16 protein-coding genes are annotated in these 18,496 nt (G+C 45.1%); 12 read left to right on the forward strand and 4 right to left on the reverse strand.

Features of this window, described 5'->3' with window-relative positions; translation table 11 throughout:
- Nucleotides 1-3: 3 nt before the first annotated feature.
- Nucleotides 4-1,029 (reverse strand): quinone-dependent dihydroorotate dehydrogenase, encoded by a 1,026-nt coding sequence (locus AB4Z08_RS09230; protein WP_441573439.1) that lies wholly within the window; start codon nucleotides 1,027-1,029, stop codon nucleotides 4-6.
- A gap of 179 nt (nucleotides 1,030-1,208) precedes the next feature.
- On the opposite strand from AB4Z08_RS09230, the gene AB4Z08_RS09235 reads away from it, so the two are divergent.
- The 4 genes from AB4Z08_RS09235 to AB4Z08_RS09250 all read left to right on the forward strand — a co-directional run bounded on the left by AB4Z08_RS09235 (nucleotide 1,209) and on the right by AB4Z08_RS09250 (nucleotide 6,448).
- Entirely contained in the window at nucleotides 1,209-1,739 is a 531-nt protein-coding gene (locus AB4Z08_RS09235; RefSeq protein ID WP_441573440.1) for an RNA polymerase sigma-70 factor, read from the forward strand.
- 97 nt (nucleotides 1,740-1,836) lie between these two features.
- The gene (locus tag AB4Z08_RS09240) at nucleotides 1,837-2,814 is read left to right on the forward strand and encodes a FecR family protein (RefSeq protein ID WP_441573441.1); all 978 of its coding nucleotides are present in this window, start codon (nucleotides 1,837-1,839) and stop codon (nucleotides 2,812-2,814) included.
- A gap of 129 nt (nucleotides 2,815-2,943) precedes the next feature.
- Nucleotides 2,944-5,583: a TonB-dependent receptor domain-containing protein gene (locus tag AB4Z08_RS09245; RefSeq protein WP_441573442.1), complete on the forward strand. Its 2,640-nt coding sequence runs from the start codon at nucleotides 2,944-2,946 to the stop codon at nucleotides 5,581-5,583.
- Nucleotides 5,584-5,587: 4 nt separating this feature from the next.
- Nucleotides 5,588-6,448, forward strand: coding sequence for a DUF4249 domain-containing protein (locus AB4Z08_RS09250; RefSeq protein ID WP_441573443.1), 861 nt, complete (start codon nucleotides 5,588-5,590; stop codon nucleotides 6,446-6,448).
- 60 nt (nucleotides 6,449-6,508) lie between these two features.
- Here the strand turns inward: AB4Z08_RS09250 and AB4Z08_RS09255 are convergent, their stop codons facing one another.
- A complete protein-coding gene (locus tag AB4Z08_RS09255) occupies nucleotides 6,509-6,769 on the reverse strand; it encodes a hypothetical protein (protein ID WP_441573444.1) in 261 nt (86 codons plus the stop codon).
- Between the two features lie 463 nt (nucleotides 6,770-7,232).
- Between AB4Z08_RS09255 and AB4Z08_RS09260 the strand changes: the two genes are divergently transcribed.
- Nucleotides 7,233-7,571, forward strand: coding sequence for a DUF6686 family protein (locus AB4Z08_RS09260; RefSeq protein ID WP_441573445.1), 339 nt, complete (start codon nucleotides 7,233-7,235; stop codon nucleotides 7,569-7,571).
- Here the strand turns inward: AB4Z08_RS09260 and AB4Z08_RS09265 are convergent.
- Nucleotides 7,568-8,956, reverse strand: a complete 1,389-nt coding sequence (locus AB4Z08_RS09265; protein WP_441573446.1) for a glutamate decarboxylase — start codon at nucleotides 8,954-8,956, stop codon at nucleotides 7,568-7,570. The genes AB4Z08_RS09260 and AB4Z08_RS09265 overlap by 4 nt on opposite strands.
- Nucleotides 8,957-9,147: 191 nt before the next feature.
- Here AB4Z08_RS09265 and aspT point away from each other — a divergent pair, with 191 nt between their 5' ends.
- From aspT to AB4Z08_RS09300, 7 genes are all read left to right on the forward strand, one after another.
- On the forward strand, nucleotides 9,148-10,854 hold the full coding sequence (gene aspT, locus AB4Z08_RS09270; protein ID WP_441573447.1) for an aspartate-alanine antiporter: 1,707 nt from the start codon (nucleotides 9,148-9,150) through the stop codon (nucleotides 10,852-10,854).
- Nucleotides 10,855-10,950: 96 nt separating this feature from the next.
- Nucleotides 10,951-12,114 (forward strand): DcaP family trimeric outer membrane transporter, encoded by a 1,164-nt coding sequence (locus AB4Z08_RS09275; RefSeq protein ID WP_441573448.1) that lies wholly within the window; start codon nucleotides 10,951-10,953, stop codon nucleotides 12,112-12,114.
- Nucleotides 12,115-12,137: 23 nt separating this feature from the next.
- Complete coding sequence (gene glsA, locus AB4Z08_RS09280; protein WP_441573449.1) at nucleotides 12,138-13,142, forward strand: glutaminase A; 1,005 nt, start codon at nucleotides 12,138-12,140, stop codon at nucleotides 13,140-13,142.
- A 126-nt stretch (nucleotides 13,143-13,268) separates the two neighbouring features.
- A complete protein-coding gene (locus tag AB4Z08_RS09285) occupies nucleotides 13,269-14,225 on the forward strand; it encodes a DnaJ C-terminal domain-containing protein (RefSeq protein WP_441573450.1) in 957 nt (318 codons plus the stop codon).
- A complete protein-coding gene (locus tag AB4Z08_RS09290; RefSeq protein ID WP_441573451.1) occupies nucleotides 14,218-14,565 on the forward strand; it encodes a hypothetical protein in 348 nt (115 codons plus the stop codon). Before AB4Z08_RS09285 ends, AB4Z08_RS09290 begins: the two co-directional genes overlap by 8 nt.
- Nucleotides 14,562-15,983 (forward strand): DHA2 family efflux MFS transporter permease subunit, encoded by a 1,422-nt coding sequence (locus tag AB4Z08_RS09295; protein ID WP_441573452.1) that lies wholly within the window; start codon nucleotides 14,562-14,564, stop codon nucleotides 15,981-15,983. The genes AB4Z08_RS09290 and AB4Z08_RS09295 overlap by 4 nt, the downstream gene beginning before the upstream one ends.
- Before the next feature lie 51 nt (nucleotides 15,984-16,034).
- Complete coding sequence (locus AB4Z08_RS09300) at nucleotides 16,035-17,486, forward strand: ATP-binding protein (protein ID WP_441573453.1); 1,452 nt, start codon at nucleotides 16,035-16,037, stop codon at nucleotides 17,484-17,486.
- Nucleotides 17,487-17,534: 48 nt separating this feature from the next.
- On the opposite strand, the gene AB4Z08_RS09305 is transcribed toward AB4Z08_RS09300, so the two are convergent.
- Nucleotides 17,535-18,368, reverse strand: a complete 834-nt coding sequence (locus AB4Z08_RS09305) for a CvfB family protein (protein WP_441573454.1) — start codon at nucleotides 18,366-18,368, stop codon at nucleotides 17,535-17,537.
- Between the last annotated feature and the right edge of the window lie 128 nt (nucleotides 18,369-18,496).

Genomic DNA, 18,496 nt, shown 5'->3' on the forward strand with positions numbered 1-18,496 from the left:
ATGTTACTGACGTAATCCGGCACAGATCTTTTTCACAATGGTAGGGCCTTCATAAATGAAGCCCGTATATACCTGTACCAGGGAGGCCCCGGCATCCAGTTTTTCCTGGGCATCCTCGGCTGTGAAAATGCCACCTACCGCAATAATAGGTATGCTGCCCTGGCTGTGGGTGTGAATATAACGGATTACTTCTGTGGCTTTGCGTTTCACAGGTAATCCACTCAAACCACCGGCGCCGATATCATTCACTTCCGCCGCAGGCGTTTTTAATCCTGCCCGGCTGATGGTGGTATTGGTAGCTACAATGCCTGCCAGCTTCGTTTCTGTCACAATTTCGATGATATCATCCAGCTGTTCTGTTGTCAGATCCGGCGCTATTTTAAGCAGGATAGGCTTGGGCTTCACTTTCTGTGTATTCAGCACCTGCAGGTGATGCAGGAGTTGTTTTAATGGTTCTTTTTCCTGTAAGGCACGCAGATTGGGGGTATTAGGTGAGCTTACATTTACAACAAAGTAATCCACCACATCATATAGTGCATGAAAACACTTTTCATAGTCGCTCACGGCTTCTTCATTCGGGGTGATTTTGTTTTTCCCGATGTTGCCCCCTACGATGATATTGGATTTTTTGCGTTGTAAGCGTTTGGCGGCGGCCACTGCACCTTCATTATTAAAGCCCATACGGTTAATGAGGGCTTTATCTGCCGGCAGGCGGAACAGTCTTGGCTGTTCGTTACCCGGTTGTGGCTGTGGCGTCACGGTACCTATTTCTACAAAGCCAAAGCCCAGACAGGCCAGTTCGTCAATGTACTTTGCATCTTTGTCAAAACCGGCTGCCAGCCCTACCGGATTGGAAAACCTCAGTCCAAACAGTTCACGTTCCAGTCCTTTGGTTTTTACACCGCAGAAGGCGTTCAGCACAGTTTTGCCCAGAGGCAAAGAATAAATTGTTTTCATACCACGCATTACGCTGTGGTGAATGTTTTCCGGCGGATAGCGGAAAAGGAAGTTTTTGATCAGGTTGTACATTGCGGGGACAAAGATAATCAGGATTTATGTGATTTTGATGATTCTCCTGACGCAGAAAGTGGTATTTACCCCCTATTCAATTTTCATATAATGGCCGTAGATGGCATTTTTCAGTATTTGTACGTAAAGATTTTTACCTATGTGCAGAATGGTAGAAATCAAATAAATCATAGCTATATTTGCTGCTTATCATGCTGGAGCTGCAAACATTTGAAGCATTATTCAGGGAAAACCATGCTCATTGCCTGGCGTTTGCCACTCACTACACGGGGGATTCCCATGTAGCGGAGGAGATCGTACAACAGGTATTCCTGCGTTTGTGGGAGAAACGGGAAACCATTACCATTACAGGACCCGTGAAAGCATATTTGTTTTCTGCTATTCGTAATACCGCCATTAGCCAATGGCGGAAGGATGTTGTGCGTACGGAAAAGGAAACCGGTTATGGAAAGGTGTCAGAAACAACGATTGGCGCCGGGGAAGAGGTGAAGGAGCTGGAAAGACTTTACCGGCAGGCATTGGAACGGTTACCGGAACGTTGTCGGGAGGTATTTGTGCTCAGCCGGCAGCAGAATATGAAATATGCTGAAATAGCAGCGGCCATGAATATTTCCGTGAAAACGGTAGAAAATCAGATGGGGAAAGCATTAAAGATCCTGCATCAGGAACTGAAGGAATACCTGCCATTGCTGACAGGTTTTTTGTTTTAAAAAAATTTCGGGTCGCATGGGGGCATTGATATTTCCCATGCGTCTTATTATTGTATAATCGCCTTAAGGCGCAGACTGTAAAAACTTACAACAACTAATGACACCATCTTTTCCCAATGAGGCAATGCCTGATGAGGCACTGTATACCTTGCTCTGCAAGTACCTGCTGAATGAAGCGGATACGGAAGAGTATGCGTGGGTGGAAGCATGGAAAGAAACGGACCCTGGTAACCAGGCCCTGCTTACCTCACTGGCTAAAGTATTGGATACTGCAGCAGCCAACGAAAAAATAGTGGCAGCAGATACCGACTTTGCCTGGTCTCAGCTGAGCGAAAAAATGGATGACAAACCGGCATTAATTGCCATCAGGCCTAAAAACCGCTTTATCTGGCTGAAAATTGCCGCGGTATTGCTGGTCGTATTTGGCGCCGGATGGTGGTTCCTGGCAGGTAATCATCCGCAACAAACATATTCAGGCCCTGTAAAGGCTACGCTGCAGGATGGCAGCAGTGTGCAGTTATCGGCTGCTTCCAGGCTGGAAGTAGCCAGGGGCTTTAATGACCGTAACAGGAAAGTAAGTCTCACCGGTACCGCCACATTTGATGTAAGCGGTAGTGCTGCCAACCCATTTGTAATTACATTGGGCCGTACAGAAGTGAAAGTACTGGGTACCCGGTTCATGATCAATTATCAGCCCGGCACTGCCATGTTGAAAGTACATGTAAGCAGTGGTAAAGTAATGGTGATAGATCATGATAAAGAGGATAGCGTTATTCTCACGGATGGGATGCTGTTACAGAAAGATAATGAAAGACCCGCATTTCGTATAGCTTCCCACATTACTGATATGGGAAAAAGATCACTGTCATTTTATGATACACCACTGGAAGAGGTATTACATACCATTACAGAAGTGTACGACATAAAAGTAGAAGTCATGAACACCGACCTGCTTAAATTGCCGGTTCGTGCTGACTTTACAGGAGAGTCTACAGATGATGTGATTAAAACGCTGGCACTGATGCTGAATGCGGGATACGAAAAAACGAACGATAGACAATACAAATTGAAATAGCCATTAGCCGTTAGCTTTTAGCTTTTAGGAAATGCCGTGAAGATCACAAATGGTCCACACGGCATTTCCTAAAAGCTAAAAGCTAACGGCTAATGGCTGCTACTGTCACCCTTTCAATTTAACTATACTATGTCGTTAGCCGGAAAACTGCTGACGGGAATATTTATATTATGTTTCCCACTAAACGTTTTTGGGTGGGACTGGCAAACAAGAGTAACCGTAGTAGTAAAGGACCAGCCGATAGAAATGATATGTGGATTATTGGAAAGAGAGTATGGTATTCATTTTTCATATAGCAGGGAACTTGTCAACTTGTCACGGAAAGTTACGTTAACAGCCCATAATCAGCGCCTTAAAAAGGTACTGGAAGAACTGTTTGCCCCCGATGGTATCAGGTTTGCCCGCGTGGGTGACCAGGTAGTGCTATTGCCGGACCAGCGCACTACACGCACGATCAGCGGTTATATAAAAGATGCAGTGAGTGGTGAAAACCTGATTGGCGCCACTGTATATTCACCTGCACTAAAACAGGGTACTACCACTAATCAATATGGTTTTTTTAGTTTCACTACCGTAAAGGATTCCAATAGCCTGGTCATCTCCTATATTGGCTATGCTTCCCGTTTACAGCCTGTTCCGCAGAAGGGAGATCAACTGCTCAACATCTCCTTAAAGCCGGTGGGCAGTTTAAAGGAAGTGGTGATCAGTGGCAGGGAAAAAAGTAAGCTACAGGAACAAACCCAGATGAGTAAGGTGACCCTTTCCGCTTCGGAATTGCAGGCTATGCCGAGACTGCTGGGAGAGGTAGATGTAATGCGTACGTTGCAGTCGATGCCGGGAGTAAGTGGTGGTATGGATGGTGCCGGCGGATTGTGTGTAAGAGGCGGTAGTCCCGACCAGAACCTGGTGTTAATGGATGGAACACCGATATTTAATTTTTCTCATTTTTTTGGTGTGTACTCTTTGGTAAATGCCAATGTGGTAAAAACGACCGACCTGTATAAAGGCGCGTTCCCGGCGCGTTTTGGCGGGCGCTTATCTTCCGTGGTGGATATTGCCATGAAGGAAGGAGATATGAACAATTATCATGGTGATGTGTCTATAGGGTTAATTGCGGCCAAATTCAATGTAGAAGGTCCTATTGTTAAGGGTAAAACTTCCTTTATGTTATCTGCCCGCCGCTCTTATCCGGACCTGCTGCTGAATGCAGCGATGAAGTCGGAAAATGCGCTGGGAAGTGGTGGTGATTTCAGGGCTTATTTTTATGATATCAATGCAAAAGTGAATCATATTTTTTCTCCCAAAGACAGGGTGTTCCTTAGTTTTTATAAAGGAGAAGATAATCTTTTGGTGAAAGAAACGCCCTCCGACAGTGTGCTGGCAAACGATCCTGCGAAAAGCGGTGAAAGTTCAAAATTTCAGCTGGGCTGGGGGAATACGATTGCAGCTTTACGCTGGAATCATATTTACGGCCCCCGCTTATTTTCCAATATTACCCTGAATTATTCGCAGTATTCTTTCTTCACACAGTATGAAAATAAGTCTGTAGTACCTCCTGCCGCAGAGCTGTCGGATGTATATGGAAAATATAGCTCCAGGATGGAAAACAGTGGTGGAAGAATTGACTTTGATTTCCGTCCTAATCCTAAGCATTCTTTCAGGTTTGGCGCCATTACCACCATGCATTATTTTAAGCCCGGGAACTCCTCTTTTCAAGATAAGGGCAGCCCCGTAAAACCGCTGGATACGTTACAGTCGGTGCTGCGGGTAACCGGGGCCGAATTGTCGATGTACGCGGAGGATGACTGGCAGCTGCGGCCCAACCTGTTCACCAATATTGGTGTGCATGCTTCTGGCTTCCTGGTGCAAGGGCGATTTTATTACTCTGTACAACCCAGACTGGGACTGCGTTACGTATTGCCACGCAATTGGGCGGTAAAGGCGGCGTATACACATATGAACCAGTATATTCACCTGTTGTCGAGTAATGGAACTTCGTTGCCTACAGATATATGGGTACCTTCTACCCAGCGTGTAGCGCCTATGTTTTCGAAACAGGTGACATTGGGGGTAGCTAAAACATCGGCTAACAACATGTACGAATGTACGCTGGAGGGCTATTTCAAATCCATGCACAACATGATTGAAAATAAGGAGAGCAATAGTATTGTTAACCAGTTGGGCCCACATTGGGATGAAAATGTGACTGTAGGAAAAGGCTGGAGCTATGGTGCAGAAGTGATGTTGCATAAACGCAAAGGAACTACTACCGGTTGGATTGGATATACGTTGTCGTGGTCTACACGCCGTTTCCCAGGCGTGAACAACGATGAAATTTATCCTTATAAATATGATCACCGTCACGACCTGGAGCTGGTACTGATGCAACGTTTAGGTAAACACTGGGAATTCTCTGCGTCCTGGCATTATAACTCCGGTACGCCTATCACCATACCTGTTTCCAGTTATGCCGGTGTTGGCGGGGCATCGCCGTGGGATCCCAGTGGTGGTCATACTTCCATTGATCGTTATGACAACTGGAATAATTACCGCGGCGCAGATATACATCGGTTGGATATAGGAATTACGCATACCAAACAGAAAAAGCATTGGAGCCGAAGCTGGAACCTGAGCATATTTAATGTGTATAACCGGAAGAACCCATTTTTTTATACAATGATGGATGATGCCTCAGAGCAGAAGAGATATCTTTCGCAGGCCACCATTTTGCCCATATTACCCAGTGTCACATACGCTATTAAATTTTAAAGAGATGTGCAGGAAACTTTTTTTCGTAGGTACGGTACTGTTAGTCATGCTGTTAAGTGCATGTTCCAAAAGAGTAGAAATTAAGTTGCCTTATGAAGGCGACAAAATAGTGGTGAACACACTTATCCAACCGGATAGTGTGGTATATATCCGTGTAACCCGTAGCATACCATCCAATGTATTGGATGATAACGGCTATAAAGATATTCCTGGTAGTACAGTAACGTTATCGGCTGATGGCGTGTCGCTTACCCCATTACACGTACAGCAGATCAACGGCTTTTCCTATTTTGTATCTGAGCAGAAAGCGGTGAGAGGCAAACAATATACAGTACAGGTAGCTGCACCAGGGCTCACGTCAGTAACGGCTACGGATACACTACCGGTAGCTCCCGATGTGAAAAATGCCGGCGCACAAAGAAATAGCAGCCGCGTACAGTTTACATTAAAAGATGGCCGTGGCGCGGGAGATTATTACCGGATACGGATCTATGTAGCTGATGATATGGGTGGACAGGGAGCTTACCGGCTTTTCCGGTTAGATCCTGCCTTCAATAATAACCTGGTGGATTTCTTCACCAAAAGCAGTTATAACAGCCTTGTCATGAGTGATGAACGCTTCGATGGTAAGGAAGTCAACTTTGTATTGCAAACAGCAGAACCTATCGCCGCCCTGAGCCAGGTGACCGTGGAAGTGAGCACCCTCACCCGTGCTTCCTATGAATATTTCAGTACTATTACGGCACAAAAGGAAGGCGGCAATGTTGTGATTGGCAACCCCGTACGCGTCTTTACCAATGTGACGAATGGCTATGGCATTGTAGGTGGCATCAATACACGAAAAATGCTGTTTAAGGTTGAATAGCTGTTGAACAAGTGAAGCCCTCACATTATCTCAGCGGTACATGGTAAAATGGCATAGTTATTAAAACTGGAAATCCTCCGCTTCTCCTCCTGCGATGGCGTTGTTAATGTCTACTGACATCGTAATGGAATGCTTGATAATTACGCTGTTTAAAGCTTTGTGAATACCTGGTGTGGCGGTGCTGAGCGCCGGATAGTTTTCCGCTGCGAGCTTTTTAGCAGCTTCAATGAGTCCATCTTGTAAGTTTACAATTTTGATTTGTTCCTGCATAGTGTCTTTATACATTGGCGATAGTGGGTCCAGTAACTCTTCCCAATCCATGAAAAATAATTTTATTGCAGTTATAAACACCTAGAAATCGATTTAGTTGCACTACGAACTAATTTTTTTTAGATTTTCCCGGCTTATCATAGCCTGTTCGGATTTGAACTGTATGACTATGGCTCGTTGACACTGAAGAGCGGGCAAGACATTTATTAGCAAAGCTTTAACACGAGCTACGCTAATATCTTCGCTGCATTTTGCTAAAGGCTAAATACTACCGCCTAATAGCTGAATCAATACTTTTCCCTTTTGCGTAACTCGTTTTCCTGATCCGAGCATTATCCCCGTTTTTCGTGCTTTACTTTTGTGCCATGTAAATAATACCCCGGAGTAATTTATAGCGAAACATAAAATACATCCGTTGTTTGCACCACAAAATTCAGATAGACAGTTAAGAGTGATGAATTAAGTCCTGACAGCGGCCGTTACGTGGCCGCTGGAGGCACAAACCCATAGGCCCATGTGTAATTACCAGACATTGTATCACGGTTCGGCAGGATATGTTATCCGTTGCCCCCATTGTAAAGGAATTCAGCTTGCTTTTGGTACCACGGTTGTTAACCTTGATATTACAGAGTTTGAGTGCTTCAAAAAGATGGTCACCCGACTGGCAGATGACCATTGTTATTCAACAGAAAATGAAAAGATGATTTGTTTACCCCTTCCAGCTGATCATGTAATGATGCTGGTAACTCCCGCTGAAATATGTACCCTTGCGAATATGACAGCGGAGGTGCAGGCGTTGCTGAACACATATGATATCCTGGAAACATCTTCCGGATTCCTTAGCGCTGATTAGTGATGGAAGCCGCCGCCTTCTTTCTGTGTCAGCGGTTTTCTTACAGGATTTTCTTCGAAGTATTTTACACAACGGGTGTAATCCTGTATAAGCATATCTGCCATATCCCGGCTAAACCCATGGCGTATTAATACGCGTTGCACCACTATATCCCTGGCATCACCGGTGAGGGGATAGGATGCGATCTGCCAGCCACGTGAGCGGATCTTATCTGTAATGTCATAGAGCGTAAACCCATGATCGCCCGGCTTTAATGTCCAGCAGGCGCCTGGTAATCCTCCTTTGCCATTGTAGAGGATATCGAAATGCCCCAGTTTTTCTATGGCTTCCGCTATGTAGGAAGCATGATCCAGACAAGCTTGTTGCAACTTTTTATATCCCTCTCTGCCATGACGCAGGAGATTATAGTATTGTGCTACTATTTGTCCACCTGGTCTCGAGAAATTCAACGCAAAAGTAGGCATGTCGCCGCCCAGGTAATCTACCCGGAAAATCAATTCTTCCGGCAGATCTTCTTTTTCACGCCAGATAACCCAGCCCACCCCTAATGGACTCAGCCCATATTTATGACCAGATGCATTAATGGACTTTACACGTGGAATACGGAAATCCCACACCAGGTCCGGCGAAACAAATGGTGATATAAAAGCGCCACTGGCGGCATCCACATGGATGGGGATGTCCCAGCCTTTTTCCTGTTGCAGTTTATCCAGTGCCTTCGCAATGTCTAATACCGGCTCATACATCAGCGTGAATGTAACACCGAAAGTAGGCACTACACCAATCGTATTTTCATCTACCAGTTCCAGTACTTTTTCCGGCGTTAAATTATAACGGCCATGTTCCATTCCTACTTCACGCAGTTCTACATCAAAATATCTGGCAAACTTATGCCAGCACACTTGTACCGCACCGCAAATAAGATTGGGTTTATCAGTAGATTTACCTTCTTTCTCTCTTCTTTTTCGCCATTGCCATTTCAATGCAAGACCGCCCAACATAGCGGCTTCGCTGGATCCTGTAGTGCTGCAACCCATAGTGCTGGCACTTTCCGGTGCATTGAACAAATCAGCTAAAATATGTACACACCTGTCTTCAATCTCGGCAGTCTGTGGATATTCATCCTTGTCGATCATGTTTTTATCCAGGCATTCATCCATTAATTTATGTACATATTCATCCAGCCACGTCTGACAAAAAGTGGCAAGGTTCATCCTGGAATTGCCATCCAGCATTAATTCATCATGTACCAGGTGATATACCGTACGCATGTCCTGCGCCTCGCCGGGTATCTTGTATTTAGGGATACTTTCCCTGCTATCTGCAGATGCGTATAACCCTAAGCGGGAATTTTCATTCTCTTTTTTCTTGGTGAATAATGGCATAACAATATGGGCTTAATTGTTAGAAATTCTTTTGATGTCTAACAACGGGATRGAGTACTTGTTCAGCTACCAATGAAAAATAGCGTAGGTGCTATATAAATTGAATTTCACTGAACAAATGGGGAATGACCTGTGTTACCTATTACGACCGAAATTATGACCATTTTCTTCTTCTTATAATACAGATATCAATGAACTGGTTACATCATACATTTCAGGAATACCCTGAGCTGGCCGTGTTCCTCACATTGGCAGCAGGCTATTTTATAGGCAGTATCAGGATCGGAAAATTTTCGTTAGGATCCGTAACTGGTGTATTGCTGATGGGCGTACTGGTGGGGCAGATGGATATACAGGTATCAGCCAACGTGAAATCAGTTTTTTTCCTGATGTTCCTGTTTGCAGTAGGGTATGCCGTAGGTCCGCAGTTTTTCCGTGGCCTCAAAAAAGATGGATTGCCCCAGGTATTGTTTGCAGTTCTTATGTGTGTGGTATGCCTGATTGCTCCCTGGTTATTGTCTATCCTGATGGGCTATAACGTAGGACAAGCGGCCGGTTTGATTGCCGGCTCGCAAACTATATCAGCTGTAATGGGTGTGGCCGCAGATACCATTAACCAGGTAAATCTTTCCCCTGATCAGAAACAGTTGATGATAAATGCAATGCCTGTTTGTTATGCAGTGACTTATATTTTTGGTACTGCCGGTTCTGCATGGTTGCTATCAAGTGTGGCGCCTATGATGCTGGGTGGTATTGATAAAGTAAGAGCGGCCTGCAAAGAGTTGGAAAAAACAATGGGCGCCGGAGATCCTTCGCAGGACCCGGGGATGCGTTCGGCATTTATTTCCGTCACCTTCCGGGCTTATCTCATCAGCGAAAAATCTATTGCTGCCGGGAAGTCTGTAAAACAACTGGAAGATGAATTAATGGGACGTGAACACCGGTTGTTTGTAGAACGTATACGTCAGGCGGCAGATAAGAAAATAATGGATCCGACTCCCGAATACGTGATTAAAGCCGGTGATGAAATTGTACTCAGTGGCCGCAGAGAGTTTATCCTGGGTGAAGAAGAAAATATTGGCAAAGAAATTATAGATGTAGACCTGCTGAATTTTCCGGTAGAGAATGTAATGGTATTTGTGATTAATAAGGAAGCGATTGGCAAAACGATCAGGGAACTACGTACAATGGATTATATGCACGGCATACCGGTACAAAGTATACGGCGTGCGGGCATCGCGATGCCTGTATATCCTGAAGCGGTGTTGGAAAGAGGCGATAATATACAGTTGGTGGGGTATAAAAGGGATATGGACAGGGCGGTTGCGCATATTGGTTATGCCGATATTCCTACTGACAAAACAGATATGATTTTTGTGGGACTGGGTATTGTGTTGGGTGGCTTGATTGGTGCGATGAGTATCCGTGTGGGAGGAGTGCCGCTCAGCTTAAGTACCAGTGGTGGCGCGTTGATCATGGGGCTAGTGTTTGGCTGGCTACGTTCCCGGCATCCGGCCTTTGGCAGAATTCCTGAACCGGCTTTGTGGGTGATGAATAATGTAGGACTGAATACCTTTATTGCTGTAGTGGGTATTACTGCCGGACCCAGTTTTGTGGCTGGTTTCAAAGAAGTGGGCTGGGGATTATTTTTGGTTGGTATTGCTGCCACGAGCATTCCGCTGATTGTGGGTGTGTTAATGGCTAAATATATTTTTAAATTTCATCCTGCATTGATCCTGGGATGTACCGCCGGCGCCAGAACAACTACTGCGGCGCTTTCTGCTATACAGGATGAGGTACAGAGTAACCTTCCTTCGCTGGGATATACTATCACATACGCAGTAGGAAATACGCTACTGATCATCTGGGGGGTAGTGATTGTGATACTGATGACTTAAATCAGCTGTGAAAACTATTCATCATAAATGAGATATACCGTGATAGCAAAATCTACCCGTTATTTACGTGTATTCATTTGCGTTATATGTATGTCTATGGCATCTTTGTATGTCATGGCGCAAAAGGATACTGCAGAAAATGGTAAGGGGCTGACCCGTAATATGATTGAAGGTGGAAAGTATCAGGGCTTCCTGTTCACCGATGTAAAAGGCATTCGGTTGCAATTCAGTGGCTATGTGCAGGCAGATTACATCCACGACTTTATGCAAATAAGCAACATACATGCGATGCAGCCTTCTACGATTACGGTACCTACGGTTACAGAAGGTAACACCGCCTTTACGGTTCGCCAATCACGCTTTGCATTTACGGCTTTCGGCGCACCCGATGCAAAAGGACGAGCATTAAAAGCTGTACTCGAATTTGATTTATGGGGTAGTCTTTCCGGCGCACCCAGGTTGCGCCACGCTTATATACAACATGGTAAATGGACATTCGGACAATACTGGAGTAACTTCATGGATGATGATAACTGGCCTAACATCATGGACTACTGGGGCCCTAACTCCTATGTATGGACGCGACAGATACAGTTGCGGTTTACACAACAGATCAGTACTTCCATGAAATTTTCTGTATCTGCAGAACAGCCCGGAGGGGATTTGTCCATACCGGATACCTGGAAGAGCAGAACGAACTTTCCGGATGTAACAGCCGCTTTTCAAAAGAATTTTGGCAAAAATAATGGCAGTCATATACGCTTATCCGGTTTGATGCATCCGATGGATTACAAGAATGCTGACAAAGACAACAAAACCACTATCGGTGGTGCTTTTAACCTATCAGGTAATATTGATCTGGGTAAAAATGATGACGTGAAATTCCAGTTTGCCTACGGTAGCGGCTATGCGAAATACAGCGAAGATATCAGTGGACAGGGATATGATGGGTTTGCAGGTACGAATGATAAGAGCATCAAAAATATCAATATGCTCGCCACCTGGCTGTATTTTGATCACTTCTGGACTAAAAGTCTGGGATCTACTATCGGATATGGCTATCTTCGCCTGAATACACCGGATCTGGCATTACCCGATGCGGCCATTAAAGCCACACACTATGCATCTTTCAATACCACTTACTACTTCACCACTTTCTTTAAAATAGCAGGTGAAGTATTGTATGGGAAAAGGGAAAACAGGGATAATACCTCCGGAGAAGATGTTCGCGCGCAGTTCAGTGCGTTCTTCAAATTCTGACCATCTGCATAAAATCATACACCATGAAAATTATAATTGGATTAACCATGCTGCTGACACTGGGTGTTACAGCTGCTTATTCCCAGAAGCGTGCAAAACCAGTTGATTACAATGCTGTCATTAACGAGGCATTTAATTTATATAAAAATGAAAAGGGTGGGAAGAATGCAGATTATATTCCTTACCTGGACAAAGTAAATTCCGACATGTATGGCATTGTGCTGGTGACCACGGAAGGACAGGTATACCAGGTAGGAGAAACAAAGTTTGAATTTGGTATTGAGTCGATAGAGAAAGTATTTACACTTTGTATGGCGATGGAAATTGTGGGCGATTCCGTAATTCTGCAAAAAGTGGGCGCTGATCAAACGGGTTTGCCTTTTAACTCCGTACCAGCTATAGAACTAAATGGACAAAAGCCATCAAATCCGCTGGTAAATGCGGGCGCCATGGCTACTTCCAGTTTGCTCACCAGTCACTTCGGTCATGCGGATGCCTGGGATAAGGTGAATGCATATTTCGCCAGGTTTGCCGGTCGTAATCTAACAGTGCTGGATGAGCTGTATAAATCAGAAGCCGCTACCAATCAGCATAATCAGGCTATTGCCATGTTGCTGAAATCGTATGGATATATGTATGATGATCCTATATATGCCTGTGATTTTTATACCAAACAATGTTCTTATGGCGTAAATACCCGGGATCTGGGTATTATGGCGGGGACGCTGGCAAATGGAGGTGTGAATCCCATCACCAAAGAACGGTTGATCCGCGAAAAATATGTTCCCAAAGTATTGGCAATTATGGGGACAACAGGATTGTATGAAACTACGGGTGACTGGATGTTTAAGGTAGGCTTACCCAGTAAAAGCGGTGTTGGTGGCGGTATTATATCCGTAGTGCCCGGCAGGTTTGCGGTTGCTGTTTTTTCTCCTCCGCTGGATAAAGCCGGTAATAGCGTACGTGCCCAGCAGGCGATCAAATATATTTCCGATAAGCTGGAGGCTAATGTGTATTTAGGAAAATAATTATCATCTCTGTATGGCAAATTTGGTGAACAGTACCGGGAGTTCCGGTGGCTGTTCACCAATTATTTTTCAAGGTTAATTCGTAAATTCATAAAACAAGTTATCACATTAACATGTTTTAGAGCTATGGATGTCAAGGATTATTACAAGGTACTGGGAGTCGAGAAAGCGGCAACAGCTGAACAGATTAAGAAGGCGTACCGTAAACTGGCGGTGAAATATCATCCGGATAAGAATCCCGATAATAAAGCCGCGGAGGATAAATTTAAAGAGATCAATGAAGCCTACGAAGTGTTGAGTGACGCGGAGAAGCGTAAGAAATATGATCAGTTCGGGGAAAATTATAAATATTACGAACAGCATGGTGGCCGGCCGGAAGATTATGACTGGTCGCAGTATGGTGGTGGTGGCGGACAGGGCCGCACGCATTCCTATAGCAGTGGCAATATGGATGATATGTTTGGCGGAGGGGAGGGTAATTTCTCTGATTTTTTTGAACAACTTTTTGGTAGCCGCTTTTCCGGCGGTGGCGGTGGTCGCCGGCAACAACAGGGGCCCGGTCGCGGCCGGGATGTACAGGCCACTATGGAAGTATCACTGGAAGATGCTTATGCCGGCGCTACGCGACAGGTAGAAGTAAATGGCAGCCGGCTGAACATTAAGCTGAAGCCTGGTTTATACGAAGGTCAGGTGATCCGGTTGAAAGGGAAAGGTAATCCCGGCCGCAAAGGCGGAGAAAATGGTGATCTGCTGATCAGTATTCATCTGGCGCCACATCCTAAATTTGAACTGAAAGGACAGGACATTTATACAGATCTGGCCTTGCCTTTGTATACCGCTGTATTGGGTGGTAAAACGATCGTATATACACCTGGCGCCGACCTGAATATGAATATTCCGGCAGGCACAGACAGTGGTAAAGTATTTCGCTTAAAGGGTAAAGGAATGCCTGCCTACGATAACAGCGGAACGGCGGGAGATCTATATATCAAAGCAATGGTACATATACCAAAAAACCTTTCCGCAAAGGAAAAAGAACTGTTTCAGCAACTTTCACAATTAAATGAGAATGGCGATGCTTAAACTTTTTGATTACCTGGAAGAAGTCATGTCTACTGAGCGGATTTCGCAGCTAAACAACCCAAAACTGCTATATACCGCCAGCGAAATCATGCAGGAACTGGGCTATGGYCAGTCCGGAATGGAACAGGAGCCACTGGACAGGGCAATGCACGCCTGTGCAGCATTGAATATCCCGGTGGACTTTAATTTCAAGAAAGTATTTTGTTTTAAAGACGGTGAACTAACCACGGACTGGCAATTGTCAGAACTGGCTACTTACCTGTTTATGATCAATTGTAATCCATTGAATCCTTTTGTGGCTAAAGCACAACTGATCTTTATGATGAAAGACCGAGTATGAGAGATATCAACCGGACCGGTATCCTGATAGTGGTTATTATGGGCACTACCATGGCCGGAATAGATTCCAGTATTGTAAATATATCCCTTCCCGTTATGAGCAAGCAGTTTAACTGTACGCTGTCGGAAATAGAATGGGTGATTACAGTATACATGCTTAGTTTTTCTGTGTTAATGCCATTGACCAACTGGCTGAAAAACAGGATAGGTTTTTTTAATCTTTATATCGGCGCCATTTCCCTTTTCACATTAGGCTCGCTGATGTGCGCTTTGTCTACCAACCTGGATTCCCTGCTAGTCGCACGGGTGGTACAGGCGCTGGGGGGCGGTGCTATGGCGCCCACGTCCATGGCCATCATTTCTTATGTATTTCCAGCCAGGGTGCGCGGCACTGTATTAGGTTGGTGGGGGCTGGGTAATCTCGTAGGGCCTGCGCTGGGACCTACTTTAGGGGGGATTCTTACGGAGAAATTCGGCTGGCCTTCCATCTTTTATATTAATCTGCCTATAGGTATAATAACGGTGGTCCTGGCTTTCCGGTACCTGGGCGTATTGCGTAAGCAGCCCAAGCTCAAGCTCCCCTTTGACCTGACCGGTTTTGTGGCCCTCACCATCTTCCTGGTATGTTTGCAGTATGGCATTGCCAGGGCGGAAGTAGTGGGAATTACTTCTCCCGAAATACTGGCTACACTGGGAGTGTCGCTGCTGGCATTTGCATTTTTTATATGGATAGACAAACAGAAAAAGGATCCGATTATGGACCTGACACTGTTTACCAATTATTCTTTTGTGAGTTGTATCCTCGTCACTATTTCCCGGTCTGCCGCCTTGTTTGGCGGCCTCTTTCTGATGCCTTTCCTGCTACAGGAACAAATGGGCTTTTCTGAAGGGATATCCGGGTTGCTTATATTACCCAACTCCGTTTTTATGGCAGCATTGATGCCTTTTGCCGGCCGCTGGTCCGATAAACATGGCTCCAGGGAAATTTCTATCCTGGGCATCGCCTTGCTGGCTGTTTCTATGTACCTGTTTTCCATACTGGACCGGGGAAGCAGCATCAGCGGAGTTATTACTGCGATGGTCGTACGGGGACTTGGTATGGGGCTATTACTCGCGCCGTTGAATGCCGCTACCCTGAGTGCGGTGAGACCCAGCGAGGTTACGATGGCTTCCTCCATCAGTACGCTGATGCAGCAGGTGGGTGGTGCCATTGGCATCGCTGTACTGGCCATTATTACACAGGCCGCTTATAATAAGCATGTATTGGGTGGCATGTCCAACATGCCTGCGCACCACCTGGCGTTACGGGAAGGATTTCATATTTCCCTGATCATATTGTTGGTAACCCTGATCCCAGCCTGGTTCCTGCCACGTAGAAATGTGGTATTAAAAGATACCGATGCGCATATAGATACCTGATTTTTTTACTGCATGATTATTGGGTAATATCGGTGAACTTTTTCGGTACTTATGGCAACAATTGGTAAGAAGCATATCCTGATGATTGATGATGATGAAGATGATTTTTTCCTTGTAAATTCTTTGCTACAGGATATTTCACCGGATCAATATGTACTGCAATGGGTATCTTCCTATAAAGAAGGGTTGCTGGCGATAGAAGCACGTTCACACGATCTTTACCTGGTAGATTACCGCCTGGGAGCGCATACGGGGATTGATGTGTTGCATCATTTCCGCAATCTGGGATATAAAGCCCCGGTGATCCTGTTCACCGGAAAAGGCGATTATCACATAGATAAGGAAGCTATGCAGGCTGGTGCGGCAGATTATCTCGTGAAAAGCGAAATCAATGCCGCCTTGCTGGAAAGAGCCATTCGTTACACCCTGGATAAGTTTAATCACCTCCTGGCCATTGAAAAAAGTGAAAAACGCTACTTCAGCATTTTCGAAAAATCCAATGATCTTATTCTGCTGGCAGACTGTGAACACAAAATTGTGGCCGCCAATCCGGCTGCCCTTCAGGTGTTGAACTATAATGAAGAGGAGCTGTACAACAGTCATCTCCAGGGTTTGTTTGCGGAAGAACTGGTGATTAAGGATTTTCTGGAACAGATTTGTTCTGAAGAGGGGGTGGTACAAAAGGAATATGTTTTTCGCGGAAAGTCAGGCCAGCAGCTGGATGTAATGATCAATGCATCTTTGCTGGATGAGAAAAAACAGCTGTATTTATGTATCATCCAGGATATTACTGCCCGTAAACGCAAGGAACGGGAGAAACAGCAACAGGAAAAGTTTGCGATTACCGGTCGTATAGCCCGCTTAATAGCCCATGAAGTACGCAACCCGCTCACTAATATTTTACTGGCGGTATCCCAGATTAAAATGGAGCCACTGGCCGAAACGGAAGATGCGCAGTTGTACCTGGATATCATGGAACGCAACTGTCATCGTATAAATCACCTGGTAACAGAACTGTTACAGTCTACCCGCATGTCTGAGTTAAACATGTTGCCATTGGGATTGAATGTACTGGTGGAAAAGGCATTGCACCTGGCAGCTGACCGCTTGCAACTGAATAACATTGCGGTGGTAAAGGAGCTCTGCGAGCCGGATTGTAAGATCCTGGCAGATGAAGACAAAATCCTTATTGCATTTCTGAATATTATTATCAATGGTATTGAAGCCATGAAGGCCGGAGAAGGCCGCCTTGGTATTCATTCCTGGCAGGATGCAGAACGTGTATTTATTCGTATATCCGACAACGGTAGCGGTATCTCTGAGCAGAATCTGGCTAAATTATTTGAACCGTTTTTTACCAATAAAACGAAAGGTACAGGGCTTGGACTTACTGCCACCCAGAATATTATTCTACAGCATCATGGTAGCATTACAGTGGACAGCGCTTTGGGAGAAGGCACCAGTTTCCTGATTAGTTTCCCGATAGAAGAAAAACAGTCATAAAAAAACGGCGACCTTATACAGGCCGCCGTTTTTGCTTTATAAATAGATTTATATATTTTCTTCTGCCTTAATACCTGTTTGTGTAAAGATGATCTTGCGTTGTTTGTACAGGTTGCCGATGGTCATTTTAAATGTTTTTTTACTCATACCAAAGAACTCCTGGATTTCTTCAGGGGATGATTTATCATGGTATGGCAGGTAGCCATCATTTTCCTGCAGGAGCCGCAGTACTTTCTCTGCTTCGTCTTCTACCCTTTCAAATCCCGGCTTGCCGATGATCAGGTCTATTTTATCTTCTTTGATCTGACGGATAAAGCCTTTCATTTTGTCGCCAATTTCCAGGGAGCGGAATATTTCGTTGTGGTGCAGGATTCCGGTGTGCAGATTATTGATGATGGCAACAAAACCGATGTCGGTGCGGCGGTAGATGACCAGGTCTACGGGGTCTTTTTCTTTTACAGTAAGGTTTTCATTGCTGAGGAACCTATCCAGCTTTTCGGTGGCAGCGAGGCGACCGGTTTGCTCATCGATGTATATTTTCACCAGGTATTCCTGTCCTGGCGCCATACGGGTCAATTGCTGAGAGGTGGCAACAAAAAGGTCTTTCATGAGTCCCCAGTCGAGAAATGCACCTTGTTTAGTGACGCTCACGGTTTTCAGCAGTACAATATCTCCTACAATACCGAAAGGACGCTGGGTGGTGGCAATAAGGCGGTTTTCAGAATCATGATACAGGAACACTTCGAGCTCATCGCCCACCCGTGTACCTGCCGGTACAAACCTTGTAGGGAGCAGGATTTCCTGATCTACTCCTTCCAGGTATACACCAAAGTCAGCTTCCTTTTTTACCCTTAACTGGTTGTATTCACCCACCTTTATCATAAAAATTCGATTAATTGTCAGGGTGCAAGTTACTTATAGATTGCCGGATTGCGAGAATCATATTCTCCTTACTTTTGTAATCATCAGCTATTCAGTGAGTACTGTAATTCCGGAATGACTGATCTAAA

Source organism: Chitinophaga sp. RAB17, assembly GCF_052114225.1.
Classification (GTDB): Bacteria; Bacteroidota; Bacteroidia; order Chitinophagales; family Chitinophagaceae; genus Chitinophaga.